This is a genomic window from Citrobacter sp. Cpo109 (assembly GCF_030332565.1).
GTDB lineage: Bacteria > Pseudomonadota > Gammaproteobacteria > Enterobacterales > Enterobacteriaceae > Citrobacter > Citrobacter portucalensis.
Genome location: NZ_JAOWHQ010000024.1, coordinates 1 through 18,926, shown reverse-complemented (window position 1 = coordinate 18,926; position 18,926 = coordinate 1). Strand labels below are relative to the sequence as shown.

Genomic DNA, 18,926 nt, shown 5'->3' with positions numbered 1-18,926 from the left:
TATGACCATCGCACCTGTACGATATCTGGTTGCTGTCACCGCGTGCGTAAGCGGCGTGGCCCATACCTATATGGCAGCTGAGCGGCTGGAGAAACTCTGCCAGCAAGAAAAATGGAGTATCAAGATCGAAACTCAGGGCGCATTGGGTACCGAAAATCGCCTGACGGAAGAGGATATTAACCGCGCTGATGTGGTGTTGCTGATTACTGATATTGAACCGGCAGGAGCAGAGCGTTTTACGCAGAGCCGATACGTTCAGTCGGGCATTAGCGCATTTCTGCGTGAGCCGGATCGGGTGATGAGCGCCGTGCGAAAGCTGTTTTCAGCGCCACAGCATACGCATCTTACTCTGGATTAGCTTCTTTCTCCGTCAATTGGCTGTGGTACTGCCGACGGTATTCTGATGGCGAACGTTCGGTATTTTTGCGAAACAGGCGGCAGAAGTAGTTGCTGTCAACAAACCCACAAATGTGCGCCACCTCTTTAATCTTCAATTCGTAACCCTTCAACAGCGTTTTTGCGTGTTCCAGTCGCGTGTGGTTCAGGTATTCGTTAAAACCGATAGCGCCCGTTTTTTGAAAAAGGTGGGAAAGATAATTGGGTGAGATGTAGAACGCCTGCGCGACGGATTCTCGGGTGAGCGGTGAAGCGTAGCGTTCGTCAATATAGTTGCGAATGGCTTCGAAAAGCGCCTGACTGCGTGATGCGGTTTGGATCTGGCTGCCGAGCAAATCGCGGCAGTGGCTCAGCAAGCTCGCAACGATTAGCCTGGCGGTTTGCTGCTCCTGCGGCTGCATCTGCATTTCATTGAGCGTTTGCAGCAGAAATGAGCCAATACGCGGTCCACGCCGCGCGACGTGCTGACGGGTAAGGTTTTGATATTGCTTACCGTCCCACTGCACGATGCTAAAACCCAGTTGCTGTTTGCCAAATAAGATACTGAGCGTGGTCACCGGTGTGAGCCACTGTGGAAAGTTCCAGCCACCAGCCGGAACGAACAAGGCATCGTAAGGCTGTAACGTCGCGGATGCGCCAGCAACACCGTTATCGGTGAATTCACCTTCCAGCACAATCTCCAGTCGGGGAAAATCGACCTGATACGCCAGTTCCGGCGTTGAGCTACTGGTGCTGGCAAAGTAAATCTGGCGCAGCGGCGTGGGGCCGTTGATCAGGCGAGAGAGCAGGTGGCTGATGTCGTGATACATGTTAATCCCTTGCAGGCAGCAGACAGGGAAACAGTAACGTTGAAAACAATCGCCCTCAAGTGATTATTGCCGGATGGCGGCTAATGCCTTATCCGGCCTACAAGTCTTTGCGAGCTGTAGGCCGGATAAGCGTAGCGCATCCGGCAGACTGTTACTGATTACCGATTTGATCGCCGTAAGGCAGGGTATCGTAATCAATCAGGGCATTCTTTTTGTACGGGTTGCCAATCCAGCGGGTCGTCTCTTTGAACTGCGGGCTGGTAATGGCACGAGTTGGATCGAAACCATCATAGGTGAAGCCCGCTAAATCAGACCAGGTGTGGATAAGCTCTGAGCTGCTGTATTTACGATTCACATCCTGTGAGAAGTCACGCGGGTGTGCAGCCTGCCATTTTTCCGAGGTCCACAGCAGGAACGGCACCGTATACATATGACGCGTTGGGTTGTCTTCATTACGACCCTGCGTTTTATGCGGCGGCGTATCGTATACCTCTTCTCCATGATCGGAGAAGTACAGCAGGAAGCCGTTCGGATCGGTCGCTTTATAGTCTTTGATCAGACTGGCAATGATATGGTCATTGTAAACATTCGCGCTGTCGTAATCGTTGTAAGCTTCCAGCTCATCGTCACTCAGGCCAGCGGGCACATTGTCGATATTATTGTCGAACTTACCCTGACCATCCGGATAGCGGAATTTGTACTTAATATGCGTTCCCAGCAGGTGCACGATGATGAACTTTTTCGGTGCAGGGTCAGCCAGTACTTCTTTAAACGGTGCCAGCACGTTGCTGTCATATTCGCGTGCACTTTGTGTACGCTGCTGGTTCATATAGAACTGTTTATCCGTCTGCTTAGAGAACACTGTCAGCATGGTGTTGCGGGCAGTCATCGTCTGCTGATTGGTGATCCAGAAGGTTTTATAACCTGCCTGTTTCATCATGTTCATCAGGGACGGCTGAGTCAGATACAGATCCGGGTTCTTCTCGTTAGCGAAGGTCAGCGCCTGCTGCAGGATTTCAATGGTGTACGGACGGGAGGTCACGACATTATTGAACACGGTGAAGTTAGGATCGGATTTATGCAGCGCATCCAGTTCCGGCGTTGTTTCGCGTGGGTAACCGTACAGGCTCATGCGGCCACGTTGCGTTGATTCGCCAATCACCAGTACCAGCGTACGCGGTGCATCACCTGAGCTGTCTTTAAAGTTGGCCAACGGCGGTAGGGCATTGTTCTCATTCAGCAGGCTGTTCAGCGCGGTCAACTGCTGACGATACTGATAATAACCGGAGATGAATTGCCATGGCGCAGCTGGTTCCATGCGTGAGGCGAGACCATTCAACGTTTTTTCAAATGGTTTATGTTTGATAAACGTGTTCACCGTCATCGGATGCAGAATCAAACCGTATAACAGTGCAAACGACACCAGATAGCGCCAGGGTGATGGAATATGCACAGGACGCAGACGTGTCCATAGCAGAATTGCCACAGCTGTATAGGCCAGCGCAATTAAGACAATCTTCAGACTGAAATATTGGCTCAGATATTCGCTGGCTTCGTTCGCATTGGTTTCAAACATTACGTACAGAACGCTTTGCGAGAACTCTTGTCCGTAAATGACGTAATAGCTTAGAGCAGCCAGCGAGGCCGCCCATAGCATTACGCCAATGACGGCAGCAATAACGCGGATACGGTTTGGAAATAAGAATACCGGAATCAACCACAGCGAACTGAACAGTAAGGAGTCGCGTAAACCATTAGTTCCGCTATAGCCGGATAAGAGAATAACGACCTGGAGTAAACTGGAAAAAAAACAAAAATAGAGGAGCGCCCAACCCAGGGCTTTCCAGCTAAATTTAGGTTTAGACTGGGGGTGTAAGGATTGCATAATGTAAGCCTGTCTTTAATTGTAGCGCCAAGAGTAGCACTTAAACATTAAGAGGAACTGAAGCATCACGATCTTAGGATCGTGTTTTGCCATCTATATATTCATTTAGTGAATATATTCGAGGGGGAATATATTGAAAATGAAGTGGTTGTAACAGCGGTTTTTGCCGTCGCCTCCGAATAATAGCACGAAGGCGACGGGGGAGGGATGTTAGCCTGTATTACGCATACCAGCGGCGACACCAGCGATTGTGACCATCAATGCTTGTTCCACGCGAGGGTCCGGTGCATTGCCTTGCTCTTCCGCCAGGCGTGAGCGGTGTAACAGCTCTGCCTGTAATACGTTTAGCGGGTCAGTATAAATATTTCTTAACTGAATGGACTCGGCAATCCACGGCAGGTCGGCCATCAAATGTGAGTCGTTGGCAATCGCCAGTACGACATCGATATCTGCTGCCAGGCGTTGGCGTAGCTCTGCACCCAACGGCCACAGATCTTTTTTGACCAGGCGCTGATCGTAATACTCTGCCAGCCACAGGTCTGCTTTCGCGAAAACCATTTCCAGCATGCCAAGGCGTGTGGAGAAGAATGGCCAGTCGCGGCACATGGCTTCAAGTTCGCTTTGCTTGCCGTCTTCAACCACTTTTTGCAGCGCGGTACCTGCACCCAGCCAGGCCGGGAGCATCAGGCGGTTCTGCGTCCAGGCGAAGATCCACGGAATTGCGCGCAGAGACTCTACCCCGCCGGTCGGACGGCGTTTTGCCGGACGTGAACCGAGCGGGAGTTTACCCAGTTCCTGCTCCGGTGTAGCTGAGCGGAAATAAGGGACGAAGTCTTTGTTTTCACGCACATATCCACGATAGAGCTCGCAGGAAATATCGGAAAGTTCATCCATGATATGACGCCAGCTATCTTTCGGTTCTGGCGGTGGTAACAGGTTGGCCTCCAGAATTGCTCCGGTATACAGCGACAGGCTGCTGATGGTCACTTCCGGCAGGCCGTACTTAAAGCGGATCATCTCCCCTTGTTCTGTCACGCGCAGACCACCTTTCAGGCTGCCCGGCGGTTGAGAGAGTAGCGCCGCATGGGCAGGCGCGCCGCCGCGACCAATGGAACCACCGCGACCGTGGAACAGCGTCAGTTCGATACCGGCTTTTTCGCAGGTTTTGATTAGCGCGTCCTGAGCCTGGTATTGCGCCCAGGAGGCCGCCATCACGCCCGCGTCTTTTGCGGAATCAGAGTAGCCAATCATGACCATCTGTTTGCCCTGAATAAATCCGCGGTACCAGTCGATATTCAACAGTTGCGACATGACGTCATCGGCATTGTTGAGGTCGTCCAGCGTTTCAAATAGCGGAGCGACCGGCATAGCAAAACCAATTCCGGCTTCTTTCAGCAGCAGATGCACGGCCAGCACATCCGACGGAGTTTTCGCCATCGAGATAACATAGGCGGCAATGGAGCCATATGGGGCTTCGGCAATGACCCGACAGGTGTCGAGCACTTCGCGGGTGTCGTTGCTCGGTTCCCAGTTACGCGGCAGGAGCGGACGCTTGGAATTCAGTTCGCGGATCAGGAAAGCCTGTTTATCCGCTTCCGACCAGTTTTCGTAGTCGCCAATGCCCAGATAACGGGTCAGTTCGCCCAGGGCTTCAGTATGACGGGTGCTTTCCTGACGAATATCAATACGCACCAGCGGTACACCGAAACACTTCACGCGCCTAAGGGTGTCGAGCAATTCGCCATTGGCGATAATGCCCATGCCACAGGCCTGTAGAGACTGGTAGCACGCGTATAGCGGGTCCCAGAGCTGTTCGTTTTGGGTGAGAAGTCCCGCAGGTTTCGGCAATTTCTCGCCTTTCAGACGGGCTTCAAGCCAGGCCTGGGTTGCCATCAGACGAGAACGCAGGGTTTTCATCAGATAGCGATAAGGTTCAGCTGCACCTTCTTCGCCTACCAGCGCCATCAGCTCCGGCGTGGCATCCACCATCGACAGCTCAGAAATCAGAAACTGGATGTCTTTCAGGAACAGGTCTGTCGCTTTCCAGCGGCTAAGCAGCAGCACGTGACGGGTGATATCTGCCGTTACGTTCGGGTTACCATCACGGTCACCTCCCATCCAGGAAGTAAATCGAACCGGGACAAAATCAACCGGCAGCTTATAACCCAGATGCTCTTCCAGTTGTTCATTCAGCTCGCGCAGGTAGTTCGGCACACCTTCCCACAGGCTGTTTTCAACTACCGCGAAACCCCATTTGGCTTCATCAACCGGGCTTGGGCGCAGCTTGCGGATCTCATCCGTATGCCAGGACTGAGCAATGAGCTGACGCAGACGGCGCATCAGTTGGTTGCGTTCATAATCGACGAGGTCTTTGTTATCAAGCTGCTTGAGGCAGGCGTTCACTTCACCCATTTTATGGATCAGCGTACGACGAGTGATCTCGGTCGGGTGGGCGGTGAGTACCAGCTCCAGAGAGAGTGATTCTACGGCTTTCTTGATGGTGGCGTCATTGAGGTTGGGCTGCTCTTTCAGTTTACGCAGAGTGCGAGCAATCACTTCCGGGTTGCTGGCTGCTTCGCCTTTTGGCGAAATGCTGTGGTATTGCTCGGCGGTGTTGGCCAGGTTCAGGAACTGGCTAAATGCGCGGGCAACCGGCAGCAGCTCGTCGTTAGACAGATTTTGCAGTGTGGTGAGCAATTCCTGGCGATTAACTTCATTGCCAGCGCGAGATGATTTGGACAGCTTACGAATTGTTTCTACGCGATCAAGAATGTTCTCTCCCAGCGCATCCTTGATGGTCTCTCCCAGCACTTTGCCGAGCATACTGACATTACTACGCAACGCGGAATATTGTTCGTTCATATTAACCCAGACACCCCATCTATTTTGAATATGTCCTGTATCTTTCGCGCCTGACTATCACGCGAAATCTTGCGGACTTAACTTTTTAGCCGTCTTTTATAAAGCCACGTAAAACACGTGACGTCAATTGCTGCGAAATCGGTTCAGCAAACGAATAAATGCCGTGAATTTACGTTATTTAATTCACATCCAATCAAATAAGCGTTGCTTATGGAAATGTTAAAAAATCACCCCGCTTACCACTTAAGGATTAGCGGGGTGACAAGTAGTTAATGCCAGCAAAAATGATGCACAACCTGGGTGATTAATTCGCGAGTTGGCTTAATAAAGCGTGTTTCCAGATATTCATCCGGCTGATGCGCCTGATTAATAGAACCTGGACCCAATACCAGCGTCGGGCAAAGCGTCTGGATAAATGGCGCTTCGGTGCAGTAGTTCACCACTTCAGTCTGTGCGCCCAGCAGTTTCTCAACCACCTCCACCAGTTGATGGTCAGGCGGACACTCATAGCCTGGAATCGGCGGATGCAGTTCCGATACGGTCAGGCGACCCGGCCAGCGTTCGCTGACAGGGGCCAGCGCTTCGTTAAGTAACCCATTGAGATCGTTTAGCGTCATACCCGGTAGCGGTCGAATATCCATATGCAGTTCGCAGCAGGCGCAGATTCTGTTGGCGGCGTCGCCGCCGTGGATGTGGCCCAAATTTAACGTTGGATACGGAACGGTAAAGGCATCATGGTGATAGCGCGCTTTCAGGTCATCGCGCAGATGCATGATATGGCCGATGGCATCATGCATCAGTTCAATCGCATTAACGCCACGTGCCGGATCGCTTGAATGACCCGATTGTCCCAGAATGCGTATCGCATTAGAGATATGACCTTTGTGTGCACGAACCGGTTGCAGTGAAGTGGGTTCGCCAATAATCGCGCAGTCTGGGCGCAGAGCAGTGGTTTCAGAAAAGTAGCGAGCTCCCGCCATGCTGGTCTCTTCGTCAGCAGTGGCCAGAATGTAGAGGGGCTTTTTCAGCTTTGTGACGTCGACATCACGCAACGCGTCGAGGATAAAGGCGAAGAAGCCTTTCATGTCCGCCGTACCCAAACCATAGAGCTTATTGTCATGTTCGGTCAGGGTGAACGGATCGCGCGTCCAGCGTCCATCGTCAAAGGGTACGGTATCGGTATGACCCGCCAACAACAGACCACCAGCGCCCTGTCCAATGCTCGCCAGCATATTGAATTTATTTCGTGTATCGGGAACCGGTTGGACCTCCACATTGAAGCCTAAATCTTTAAACCAGCCCGCCAACAGAGTGATTAAACCTGCATTGCTTTGATCGAGCGCTTCTTCGGTAGCGCTAATCGATGGCGTGGCAATCAGAGCGCGGTAAATCTCGATAAATGGCGGTAAATTGTTTTTCATTGTTGACACACCTCGGGTCATGATAGTATCAATATTCATGCAGTATTTGTGAATAAAAATACATTAACGTTGAGCGTAATAAAACCCACCAAGTGTAAGGTGAGGTGATAAAGGCTTATACCTGGCAACAGAATCTAAGAAGGTGAGCAGCCCCGATGTTGAATACGCTGATTGTGGGCGCCAGTGGCTATGCCGGCGCAGAGCTTGTGACCTATGTAAATCGCCATCCTGATATGACCATAACCGCTTTGACCGTCTCAGCGCAAAGCAATGATGCAGGAAAATTAATCTCCGATTTGCATCCGCAGTTGAAAGGCATTGTCGATTTACCGTTGCAGCCAATGCCAGATATCAGCGAGTTTAGCTCAGGGGTGGATGTTGTGTTCCTCGCAACGGCTCATGAGGTAAGTCATGACCTGGTGCCGCAGTTTTTGCAGGCCGGTTGCGTGGTGTTTGACCTCTCTGGCGCGTTTCGCGTAAATGACGGCGCGTTCTATGAGAAATATTATGGTTTTACCCATCAGCATCCCGACCTGCTGGAGCAGGCAGTTTACGGGCTGGCGGAGTGGAACGCGGACAAGCTGAAAGAAGCGAATCTGATTGCTGTGCCGGGTTGTTACCCGACGGCGGCGCAGCTTTCGCTGAAACCACTGATTGACGCCGGACTGTTGGATCTCAGCCAGTGGCCGGTAATTAATGCGACCAGCGGCGTGAGCGGCGCGGGCCGTAAAGCGGCTATCTCTAATAGTTTTTGCGAAGTAAGCCTGCAACCGTATGGCGTGTTTACCCATCGTCATCAGCCGGAAATCGCCACTCATCTGGGGGCTGAAGTGATTTTCACCCCACATCTGGGCAACTTCCCGCGCGGAATTCTGGAAACTATCACTTGCCGCCTTAACGCGGGTGTAACTCATGCTCAGGTAGCTCTGACGCTGCAACAGGCGTATGGCGATAAACCGCTGGTGCGTCTGTATGACAAAGGGGTTCCAGCGCTGAAGAATGTGGTTGGATTACCATTCTGTGATATAGGGTTTGCTGTGCAGGGTGAGCATTTGATCGTTGTGGCGACGGAAGACAACTTATTGAAAGGCGCGGCGGCACAGGCGATGCAGTGCGCAAATATTCGTTTTGGCTTTGCCCAAACGCAGTCTCTTATTTAAGGGTGCAACAATGAATCCATTAATTATCAAGCTGGGCGGCGTTTTACTGGATAGCGAAGAGGCGCTGGAGCGCTTGTTTACCGCACTGGTGAATTACCGTGAGTCGCACCAGCGTCCGCTGGTCATTGTGCACGGTGGCGGCTGCGTGGTCGACGAGCTGATGAAGCAGCTGAATCTGCCGGTGAAAAAGAAAAATGGTCTGCGCGTCACGCCTGCCGATCAAATTGACATTATTACCGGTGCCCTGGCGGGAACGGCGAATAAAACCTTGCTGGCCTGGGCGAAAAAGCATCACATCGCGTCTGTTGGTCTGTATCTTGGCGATGGCGACAGCGTAAAAGTGACGCCGCTCGATAAAGAACTGGGTCATGTTGGGCTGGCGCAGCCGGGTTCGCCTAAACTGATTAACACGCTGCTGGAAAGCGGTTTTCTGCCGGTAGTGAGCTCTATTGGTGTCACTGATGATGGTCTGCTGATGAACGTGAATGCCGATCAGGCTGCAACGGCGCTGGCGGCAACGCTGGGTGCGGATCTGATCCTGCTCTCTGATGTGAGCGGTATTCTGGATGGCAAAGGCCAGCGCATTGCCGAAATGACCGCGGCGAAAGCGGAACAGCTGATTGAACAGGGCATTATTACCGATGGCATGATCGTGAAGGTGAATGCGGCGCTGGATGCCGCGCGTACGCTGGGCCGTCCGGTGGATATCGCCTCCTGGCGTCATGCTGAGCAACTTCCGGCGCTGTTTAACGGCACGCCAATTGGTACGCGTATTCTGGCTTAACTATTAATGTGCCGGATGGCGGCTTCGCCTTATCCGGCCTACGTGGGTTTTGTAGGCTCGGTAAGCGCAGCGCCACCGGGCAAAAATATCATATTAAGGAAATTTGTTATGGCACTTTGGGGTGGGCGTTTTACACAGGCAGCAGATCAGCGGTTCAAACAGTTCAACGACTCGTTGCGTTTTGACTACCGCCTGGCAGAACAGGATATTGTTGGCTCTGTGGCCTGGTCCAAAGCGTTGGTAACAGTCGGTGTACTGACCGCCGATGAACAGCTGCAGTTGGAAGAGGCGCTGAATAACCTGCTGGAAGAGGTTCGTGCGAATCCTCAGCAGATTCTGCAAAGCGATGCCGAAGATATTCACAGTTGGGTGGAAGGTAAGCTGATTGATAAAGTCGGCCAGCTTGGTAAAAAACTGCATACCGGGCGTAGCCGTAATGACCAGGTCGCGACCGATCTCAAGCTGTGGTGCAAAGACACGGTTATCGAATTACTGTCGGCCAATCGTCAGTTGCAAACTGCGCTGGTGGTGACGGCGGAGAATAACCAGGACGCCGTTATGCCGGGTTACACCCACCTGCAACGTGCGCAGCCGGTGACGTTTGCTCACTGGTGTCTGGCCTATGTTGAAATGTTGGCGCGTGACGAGAGCCGTTTGCAGGATGCGCTCAAACGCCTGGACGTCAGTCCGTTAGGCTGCGGCGCGCTGGCGGGTACGGCGTATGAAATCGATCGCGAGCAGTTGGCGGGTTGGTTGGGCTTTGCCTCGGCAACGCGCAACAGCCTGGACAGCGTTTCTGACCGTGACCACGTGCTGGAGTTACTCTCCGACGCCTCTATCGGCATGGTACACCTGTCGCGTTTTGCTGAAGATCTGATTTTCTTTAACACCGGCGAAGCGGGCTTTGTTGAACTCTCCGACCGTGTGACTTCCGGTTCATCTCTGATGCCGCAGAAGAAAAACCCGGATGCGCTGGAGCTGATCCGTGGCAAATGCGGTCGCGTGCAGGGTGCGCTGACCGGCATGATGATGACTTTAAAAGGCCTCCCACTGGCATACAACAAAGATATGCAGGAAGACAAAGAAGGGCTATTCGACGCGCTCGACACCTGGCTGGACTGTCTGCATATGGCCGCGCTGGTGCTGGATGGCATCCAGGTGAAACGTCCGCGTTGTCAGGAAGCGGCGCAGCAGGGTTATGCTAACGCCACTGAGCTGGCGGATTATCTGGTGGCGAAAGGCGTCCCGTTCCGCGAAGCGCACCATATCGTGGGGGAAACGGTGGTCGAGGCGATTCGTCAGGGCAAACCGCTGGAAGCGCTGTCGCTTGCCGACTTACAAAAGTTCAGCCAGGTGATTGGCGATGACGTTTACCCGATCCTCTCGTTGCAATCGTGTCTGGATAAACGTGCAGCGAAAGGTGGTGTGTCGCCGCAGCAGGTTGCGCAGGCGATCGACTTCGCGAAGGCACGCCTGTAGGTCGGATAAGGCGAAGCCGCCATCCGGCACTGTGCGCCGTTCTGCCTGATGGCGCTACGCTTATCAGGCCTACCAAACCATAACCCGGCCGAGCTTTGCGACGCCGGGCTTTTTTATGCAAAAAAAATGCGGACTCAAGGTCCGCAAAAGTTCACGTTGGCTTTAGTTATTTCGAGTATGAGAGAAACTCTCAAACGGACAGTAGCTTCAAGGGTTAAAGGGGTACCGTTCCGTTTCTGTGGTGCATTATTAAACAGAAAGCTTGATAGGGATAATCGTTCGTTGCTATGCTACCTATCGCTACGAACTATCGTGGCGATGGAGGATGAATAATGAATATTCGTGATCTTGAATACCTGGTGGCACTAGCCGAACATCGTCACTTCCGACGAGCGGCAGACTCCTGTCACGTTAGCCAACCCACGCTGAGCGGGCAGATCCGCAAGCTGGAAGATGAGCTTGGCGTCATGTTGCTGGAGCGTACGAGTCGCAAGGTGCTGTTCACCCAGGCCGGTTTGCTGCTGGTGGATCAGGCGCGCACCGTGCTGCGCGAGGTCAAAGTGCTCAAGGAGATGGCAAGCCAACAAGGCGAGACAATGTCTGGCCCGCTGCATATTGGTTTGATCCCAACGGTGGGGCCATACCTGCTGCCGCATATTATCCCTATGTTGCACCAGACCTTTCCAAAACTGGAAATGTATCTTCATGAGGCGCAGACGCATCAGCTGTTGGCGCAACTGGATAGCGGTAAGCTCGACTGCGTCATCCTGGCGCTGGTGAAAGAGAGTGAGGCGTTCATCGAAGTACCATTATTTGATGAGCCTATGCTGCTGGCGATCTATGAAGATCACCCATGGGCAAACCGTGACTGTGTACCGATGTCCGATCTGGCGGGTGAAAAACTGCTGATGCTGGAAGATGGCCACTGTCTGCGCGATCAGGCGATGGGTTTCTGCTTTGAAGCGGGTGCTGATGAAGATACCCATTTTCGGGCAACCAGTCTGGAAACGCTGCGTAACATGGTGGCGGCAGGCAGTGGTATTACCTTGCTGCCTGCGCTGGCCGTTCCGCCGGAGCGTAAGCGTGATGGTGTCGTTTATCTGCCATGCATTAAACCCGAACCGCGTCGCACGATTGGTCTGGTGTACCGTCCTGGTTCGCCGCTGCGCAGCCGTTATGAACAGCTGGCAGAGGCCATCCGTGGATCAATGGATGGCCATTTCGACAGTGCGTTAAAACAGGCGGTTTAAGCCATTTAGCGCCGCTACCCGATAGGCTTCTGCCATGGTTGGGTAGTTAAAGGTGGTGTTAACGAAGTACTCGATAGTGTTACCACCACCTTTTTGCTCCATTATCGCTTGTCCGATGTGAATAATTTCGGCCGCGCGCTCCCCAAAGCAGTGGATCCCCAAAATCTCTTTGGTTTCGCGATGGAACAGGATCTTCAGCGTTCCGACACTCATACCCACGATTTGTGCACGTGCCAGATGCTTAAACTGGGCGCGGCCAACCTCGTATGGAACTTTCATTGCCGTGAGCTGCTGTTCTGTTTTACCAACGGAGCTGATTTCCGGAATGGTGTAAATTCCGGTTGGGATATCTTCGATCAGATGCGCGGTGGCTTCGCCTTTTACCAGTGCCTGGGCGGCAATGCGTCCCTGGTCGTAGGCCGCTGATGCCAGGCTCGGATAACCGATCACATCCCCTACGGCATACACATGCGGCAGCGCCGTCTGGTACATACTATTCACTTTGAGCTGCCCGCGGCTGTCGGTTTTCAGACCAATGTTTTCCAGCGCCAGCGAATCGGTATTACCGGTACGGCCATTGGCGTACAGCAGGCAGTCGGCCTTCAGTTTTTTACCGGACTTCAGGTGCATGATGACGCCGTCATCGCAACCTTCAATCTTCTCATACTCTTCGTTGTGGCGAATGACCACACCGCTGTTCCAGAAGTGGTAAGAGAGCGAGTCGGACATCTCCTGATCGAGGAATGCCAGCAGACGATCACGGGTGTTGATTAAATCAACTTTGACGTCCATTCCACGGAAGATCGACGCATATTCACAGCCAATGACCCCCGCGCCATAAATCAGCACATGACGGGGTTCGTGGTGCAGGCTCAGGATAGAGTCACTGTCGTAAACCCGGGGATGCGAAAAGTCGACATCAACAGGGCGATAAGGACGCGAACCGCAGGCAATAACAAACTTATCCGCAGTCAGCGTTTCCACCGTACCGTCGTGACATTCCAGGGCAATCGTGTGTTCATCAACAAAACGGGCATTTCCCTGCAAAATTTCGCAGTGGTTGCGTTCGTAAAATCCTTGCCGCATACGTGTTTGCTGATTAATAACGTTATCAGCGTGGTTGAGAATATCGGCGAAAGAAGAACGAAGGAGTCGGGAGTGGTCGCTGTACAGTGGGTTCTGATTGAATTCAATAATGCGGCTGACGGCGTGGCGGAGAGCTTTCGACGGGATGGTGCCCCAGTGGGTACAACCTCCGCCGACGTTATGATAGCGCTCAATTACCGCGACGCGCGCTCCTTGCTTAACCAGACCCATTGCCGCGCCTTCGCCGCCGGGACCGGAACCTATTACTATTGCATCGTAATCGTAAGAATGTGACATGGTCAGGCTTACCTGTTCTTATACATAAAAGCAACAGAATAGTAACATCGTTGTTGAGATAACCCAATTATCGTTGTGCTTTTTTGCGAAGTCGAAGCACAAACTGCGCGTAAACAAACATTCACAAAGCCATGCCAACCGCCTAATCTCTGGTATAGTGCCAGCAAGGTATGTGGAAGGATTCAGACATCGTGATGGGCGTTAGAGCGCAACAAAAAGAAAAAACCCGGCGTTCGCTGGTAGAAGCCGCATTTAGTCAACTGAGCGCTGAGCGCAGTTTTGCCAGTCTCAGTTTACGCGAAGTTGCTCGTGAAGCGGGCATTGCGCCAACCTCGTTTTATCGCCATTTCCGCGATGTGGATGAACTCGGCCTGACGATGGTGGACGAGAGCGGTCTGATGCTGCGTCAGTTGATGCGTCAGGCGCGCCAGCGTATCGCGAAGGGCGGGAGTGTGATCCGCACCTCGGTCTCAACATTTATGGAGTTCATCGGCAACAATCCCAACGCCTTCCGTTTATTATTGCGCGAGCGTTCGGGGACATCCGCAGCGTTTCGTGCAGCGGTCGCTCGTGAAATTCAGCACTTCATTGCGGAACTTGCGGACTATCTGGAACTCGAAAACCATATGCCTCGTGCGTTTACTGAAGCGCAAGCCGAAGCCATGGTAACCATTGTGTTCAGCGCCGGGGCAGAAGCACTGGATGTTGGCGCTGAACAGCGCCGACAGCTGGAAGAGCGGCTGGTATTGCAACTACGCATGATCGCGAAAGGCGCATTTTATTGGTACCGCCGTGAACAAGAGAAGATGACGCACCACTCCGAGTAACGAGAAGGACAAGCAATGAAACAGTCAGGTCAAGATAAAGGTACGCTGCTGCTGGCGCTGGTTGCTGGCTTATCGATCAATGGTACATTTGCGGCGCTGTTTAGCTCCATTGTGCCATTCTCCGTATTCCCGATCATTTCGCTGGTGCTGACGGTGTATTGTCTGCATCAACGCTATCAGAACCGCACCATGCCTGTGGGATTGCCGGGCCTGGCTGCAGCCTGCTTTATCCTCGGCGTTCTGTTGTACAGCACCGTGGTACGCGCTGAATATCCGGATATTGGCTCTAACTTCTTCCCGGCGGTACTGTCTGTAATTCTGGTGTTCTGGATCGGCTTTAAAGTCCGTAACCGTAAACAGGAAATTGCGGAGTAACAGTTGTAGCGGTAGGCCGGATAAGGCAACGCCGCTATCCGGCAATCTGAACAGGTAGCGCTTATCCAGCCTACGTTCTGTCTTACTTCTTGGTTAACAGTACGCCGCACTCCATATGGTGCGTATACGGGAACTGATCGAATAGCGCCAGACGTGAAACATTGTGCGTCTGGCTTAACGTTTCCAGGTTCTTACACAATGTCTCCGGATTGCAGGAGATGTACAGAATGCGCGGATACGCCTGCACCATTTTCTCCGTTTCACTGTCCAGACCGCTGCGCGGTGGGTCAACGAAGATAGTTTCACACTGGTAACTCTTCAGATCGATTCCCTGCAGGCGGTTAAATTCGCGAACCCCGTTCATTGCCTGAGTAAACTCTTCGGCCGCCATGCGGATAATTTGTACGTTATCAATATGGTTAGCCGCAATGTTGTACTGTGCAGCAGCCACGGATGGCTTGGCGATTTCCGTCGCCAGTACGCGTTTGAAGTTTTGTGCGAGGGCTAACGAGAAATTGCCATTGCCGCAATACAGCTCCAGCAGGTCGCCTTTTGAGCCCCTGGTGACATCAATCGCCCACTCCAACATCTGAATATTCATGGCGGCGTTCGGCTGGGTGAAGCTGTTCTCAACCTGGCGATAGATAATCTCTTTACCCGCAACCGGCAAGCGTTCGTCAATGTAGTCCTGATCCAGCTCGATTTTGGTTTTGGTTGCCCGGCCAATCAGATGCACGTTCAGGTTTTTCGCCCGCAGCGCATCCCGCAGCGCTTCAGCTTCCTGACGCCATTCATCATCCAGCTTTTTATGGTACAGCATCGATACCACCGCCTGATCGCTCAGGGTTGTGAGGTAATCAATCTGAAACAGTTTGTGACGCAGGACGTGGTTGTTGCGAACGCCTTCGATCATTGCCGTCATCAGCGTGTTGATAAGCTCACTGGCTGCCGGGAAGCTGTCGACACGGATACGGTTTTTGGTCTGGCTGTCGAACATGATGTGGTACAGATCATCACCTTCATGCCACAAACGGAATTCCGCGCGCATACGGTAGTGGCTGACCGGTGAGCGAAACACTTCCGGAGCCTGTGCATAAAATGGCGTCATTAAGCTCTGCAGACGCACCACTTTTTCAGCTAACTGTGCGTCGTACTGTTCTGTCGGAAGGTGTTCGGGGGTCATGATGCGTCCTGAAAAATAAAAGTACGCGGGGATTGTAGGGATTGCTCATCAGATGTCCAGTCATTGATGATTTCCGATATTGTGATACGCAGTCTGGACAGTGGGTTGTAACAAACTGTAGCATCCGTTTTCCGGTCCTGTGAGTTAAAAGGGAATCCAGTGTGAATCTGGAGCTGACGCGCAGCGGTAAGGAAGGTAGGGGATGAGCGCACCTGGTGCAGACACTGCGGCATGCCGTGGGAAGTTATCGTCTCTTTAAGTTGCCTCCAAGCCCGAAGACCTGCCGGCTAACGTCGCATCTGGCTTTCATCATCGCGTACTATCGGTGGGACCTGCGGCATCCTTCTTATATTGTGGATGCTTTACAATGATTAAAAAATCGTTGCTGTGCACGGCACTTTCCGTCACGGCATTTTCTGGTTGGGCACAGGATACTAGCCCAGATACTCTCGTCGTTACTGCCAACCGTTTTCAGCAGCCTGTTAATACCGTGCTGGCACCTACTGAAATTGTGACACGCGAAGATATCGATCGTTGGCAATCAAAAGATCTGACTGATGTGATGCGTCGTCTGCCTGGTGTGGATGTTGCGCAAAATGGGGGGATGGGACAATCCAGTAATATCTATATCCGTGGTGCAGAAGCGCGCCATACTTTAGTTTTAATTGATGGTATTCCTTTGGCAAAGTCGGGAATTACAGGTATTGCCGATTTTAGTCAAATCCCCCTCTCTTTGATTCAACGTATTGAAATGATTCGTGGCCCGCGCTCGGCAGTCTATGGTGCGGATGCAATTGGCGGTGTTATCAATATCATTACCCAGAATACGCAACCCGGCGGCAAAGTTCAGGTTGGGGTGGGTTCTAATCATTACCAGCAATACGATGCGAGTCTGCGTCAGGAGCTTGGCGAAGATACACTGGCGACGATTGCTGGCTCTTTCACTGATACAAAAGGCTACAACGTCCAACCCGATTCTTCATATTCGGGAGATAGTGACCGTGATGGCTTCCGTAATAAGACATTTTGGGCTGGAGTGACCCACAAATTTACTGACGAATTATCCGCTTTTGTTCGTGGTTATGGTTATAGCAACAATACGGACTATGATGCAGGCTATAAAGATGGGGGTGATGAGCACCAGGTTTACAACCACACCTATGAAACAGGACTTGCATGGAATAATGATTTTTACTCCACACAACTTACTGGTAGTTATCAGAAATATAAAGACTATAACTATTCCAGTACGCAAGGCTTGTATCAAGCAGGGACCACACTTGATGATATGACGCAGAAAAACGTCCAGTGGGGCAACAGCTTCATAGTAGGGAAAGGAACGGTTAGTGCGGGTATTGACTGGCAACAACAAAAACTGACATCAGTTGATACGTATAACTCTAATGATTATAAGCGTGATAACACCGGTTATTATCTGACTGCGCAACAAAAGGTGGATACGGTAACTCTTGAAGGCGCGCTACGTGGAGATGATAACGAACAATTTGGTTGGAATGGCACCTGGCAAACAGCAGCAGGCTGGGAATTTGTACCTGATTACCAAGTAACAATTTCCTATGGCACAGGATTCCAGGCGCCTACACTGGGACAAATGTATGGCCAAAGCCGTTTGTATATTACCCCTAACCCTAATTTGGAAGCCGAGAAATCAGGTCAATTTGAAGTCGGATTACAAGGGTTGACAGGACCGGTTAACTGGCGGCTTGCGGCATACCAGAACAAAATTAAAAATCTGATTGATTATTACTCCCCAGATAACGGTATGACAGGGGTGTACTACAATACCCAGTCAGCAACGATTAAAGGTGTAGAGTTAACAGGAGACTTTGATACTGGGCCAGTGACGCATCGTATTAGCATGGGTTATCTTGACCCGCGTCGGGATTCTGATAATGAAGTCTTGGCTCATCGTTCCCGTCAGCAATACAAATACCAACTGGATTGGACGATGCTCGGCTTTGATATGGATTTGTCCTATCAATATTATGGCAAGAGTTACAATAATAACTCGAATCAGTTTTCCAGCACACAGCGTCGTATGCCGTCGTATAGCCTGTTAGATATCTCTGCCTCATATCCAATCACCTCACAGCTGACAGTTCGTGGTAAAATCGCCAACCTGTTCGATAAAGATTACGAGACAGTTTATGGCTACGCAACTGCAGGACGGGAATACACCTTGTCTGGCAGCTACACCTTCTGATCCCCGTCCCACCGTGCTGGTGTTTGATTCCGGCGTCGGTGGGTTGTCGGTCTATGACGAGATCCGGCGTCTTCTGCCGGATCTCCACTATATCTACGCTTTCGACAACGTCGCCTTTCCTTATGGAGAGAAGAGCGAGGAGTTTATCGTCGAGCGTGTTGTTGAGATTGTGACTGCGGTCCAGCAGCGCTATCCCCTCTCTCTTGCGGTCATCGCGTGTAATACAGCAAGCACGGTGTCGCTCCCTGCGTTACGTGAGAAATTTGCTTTCCCGGTTGTGGGCGTGGTGCCTGCGATTAAACCGGCAGCGCGACTCACGGCGAACGGTATTGTGGGGCTACTGGCTACACGTGCAACGGTGAAGCGCTCGTATACCCATGAGCTGATTGCGCGATTCGCTAACGAATGCCAAATTGCAATGTTGGGTTCTGCTGAGCTGGTGGAACTTGCGGAAGCGAAGCTACACGGTGAAACAGTTTCTCTGGAAGAGCTGCGGCGTATTCTGCGTCCGTGGCTGCGGATGTCTGAACCACCTGACACTGTAGTGCTCGGCTGCACTCATTTCCCTCTATTACAGGAAGAGCTTTTACAGGTCCTGCCCGAGGGGACGAGACTGGTGGATTCTGGTGCCGCGATAGCGCGCCGCACGGCCTGGTTGTTAGAGCATGAAGCACCAGATGCGAAATCAACCGATGAGAACGTCGCATTTTGTATGGCAATGACGACAGAAGCTGAACAATTATTGCCTGTGCTACAGCGCTATGGCTTTAAAACGCTCGAAAAACTGTCAGTTTAAGTGGTTTTGATGAAAAAATACGCACTCGGAAGATTATTTTAAATTTCCCCTTGTCAGCCTGAAATAACTCCCTATAATGCGCCTCCACTGAC

15 protein-coding genes and 1 riboswitch are annotated in these 18,926 nt (G+C 51.9%); of the genes, 9 read left to right on the top strand and 6 right to left on the bottom strand.

Going from position 1 to position 18,926, the window contains the following annotated elements:
* The first annotated feature begins 1 nt into the window (after position 1).
* On the top strand, positions 2-358 hold the full coding sequence (locus OGY71_RS00610; RefSeq protein ID WP_286612635.1) for a PTS fructose-like transporter subunit IIB: 357 nt from the start codon (positions 2-4) through the stop codon (positions 356-358).
* Here OGY71_RS00610 and OGY71_RS00605 read toward each other — a convergent pair.
* The 4 genes from OGY71_RS00605 to argE all read right to left on the bottom strand — a co-directional run bounded on the left by OGY71_RS00605 (position 345) and on the right by argE (position 7,373).
* On the bottom strand, positions 345-1,205 hold the full coding sequence (locus OGY71_RS00605; RefSeq protein ID WP_003825144.1) for a helix-turn-helix transcriptional regulator: 861 nt from the start codon (positions 1,203-1,205) through the stop codon (positions 345-347). The genes OGY71_RS00610 and OGY71_RS00605 overlap by 14 nt on opposite strands.
* Positions 1,206-1,356: 151 nt before the next feature.
* Positions 1,357-3,090, bottom strand: coding sequence for a phosphoethanolamine transferase CptA (locus OGY71_RS00600; RefSeq protein ID WP_126957417.1), 1,734 nt, complete (start codon positions 3,088-3,090; stop codon positions 1,357-1,359).
* A 210-nt stretch (positions 3,091-3,300) separates the two neighbouring features.
* Positions 3,301-5,952 (bottom strand): phosphoenolpyruvate carboxylase, encoded by a 2,652-nt coding sequence (gene ppc / locus OGY71_RS00595; RefSeq protein ID WP_003825139.1) that lies wholly within the window; start codon positions 5,950-5,952, stop codon positions 3,301-3,303.
* 269 nt (positions 5,953-6,221) lie between these two features.
* Entirely contained in the window at positions 6,222-7,373 is a 1,152-nt protein-coding gene (gene argE / locus OGY71_RS00590; protein ID WP_003028848.1) for an acetylornithine deacetylase, read from the bottom strand.
* A 155-nt stretch (positions 7,374-7,528) separates the two neighbouring features.
* On the opposite strand from argE, the gene argC reads away from it, so the two are divergent.
* The 4 genes from argC to oxyR all read left to right on the top strand — a co-directional run bounded on the left by argC (position 7,529) and on the right by oxyR (position 12,046).
* On the top strand, positions 7,529-8,533 hold the full coding sequence (gene argC / locus OGY71_RS00585; RefSeq protein WP_286612632.1) for an N-acetyl-gamma-glutamyl-phosphate reductase: 1,005 nt from the start codon (positions 7,529-7,531) through the stop codon (positions 8,531-8,533).
* 10 nt (positions 8,534-8,543) lie between these two features.
* Positions 8,544-9,317: an acetylglutamate kinase gene (gene argB / locus OGY71_RS00580; protein WP_003028854.1), complete on the top strand. Its 774-nt coding sequence runs from the start codon at positions 8,544-8,546 to the stop codon at positions 9,315-9,317.
* A gap of 108 nt (positions 9,318-9,425) precedes the next feature.
* Positions 9,426-10,796, top strand: coding sequence for an argininosuccinate lyase (gene argH, locus OGY71_RS00575; protein WP_003825132.1), 1,371 nt, complete (start codon positions 9,426-9,428; stop codon positions 10,794-10,796).
* 332 nt (positions 10,797-11,128) lie between these two features.
* The gene (gene oxyR, locus OGY71_RS00570) at positions 11,129-12,046 is read left to right on the top strand and encodes a DNA-binding transcriptional regulator OxyR (protein ID WP_003028858.1); all 918 of its coding nucleotides are present in this window, start codon (positions 11,129-11,131) and stop codon (positions 12,044-12,046) included.
* On the opposite strand, the gene sthA is transcribed toward oxyR, so the two are convergent.
* Positions 12,029-13,429, bottom strand: a complete 1,401-nt coding sequence (sthA, locus tag OGY71_RS00565; protein ID WP_003028860.1) for a Si-specific NAD(P)(+) transhydrogenase — start codon at positions 13,427-13,429, stop codon at positions 12,029-12,031. The genes oxyR and sthA overlap by 18 nt on opposite strands.
* 191 nt (positions 13,430-13,620) lie before the next feature.
* On the opposite strand from sthA, the gene fabR reads away from it, so the two are divergent.
* Positions 13,621-14,256, top strand: a complete 636-nt coding sequence (gene fabR, locus OGY71_RS00560; RefSeq protein ID WP_003028862.1) for an HTH-type transcriptional repressor FabR — start codon at positions 13,621-13,623, stop codon at positions 14,254-14,256.
* A 15-nt stretch (positions 14,257-14,271) separates the two neighbouring features.
* On the top strand, positions 14,272-14,631 hold the full coding sequence (locus OGY71_RS00555) for a YijD family membrane protein (RefSeq protein WP_003825114.1): 360 nt from the start codon (positions 14,272-14,274) through the stop codon (positions 14,629-14,631).
* Between the two features lie 82 nt (positions 14,632-14,713).
* Here OGY71_RS00555 and trmA read toward each other — a convergent pair whose 3' ends face one another.
* Positions 14,714-15,814, bottom strand: a complete 1,101-nt coding sequence (gene trmA, locus OGY71_RS00550; RefSeq protein WP_063941750.1) for a tRNA (uridine(54)-C5)-methyltransferase TrmA — start codon at positions 15,812-15,814, stop codon at positions 14,714-14,716.
* A 115-nt stretch (positions 15,815-15,929) separates the two neighbouring features.
* A riboswitch (cobalamin riboswitch) is annotated at positions 15,930-16,116 on the top strand.
* 65 nt (positions 16,117-16,181) lie between these two features.
* Here trmA and btuB point away from each other — a divergent pair.
* Complete coding sequence (gene btuB / locus OGY71_RS00545; RefSeq protein ID WP_286612630.1) at positions 16,182-18,038, top strand: TonB-dependent vitamin B12 receptor BtuB; 1,857 nt, start codon at positions 16,182-16,184, stop codon at positions 18,036-18,038.
* Complete coding sequence (murI, locus tag OGY71_RS00540) at positions 17,983-18,834, top strand: glutamate racemase (RefSeq protein ID WP_003825097.1); 852 nt, start codon at positions 17,983-17,985, stop codon at positions 18,832-18,834. The genes btuB and murI overlap by 56 nt, the downstream gene beginning before the upstream one ends.
* Positions 18,835-18,926: the final 92 nt, after the last annotated feature.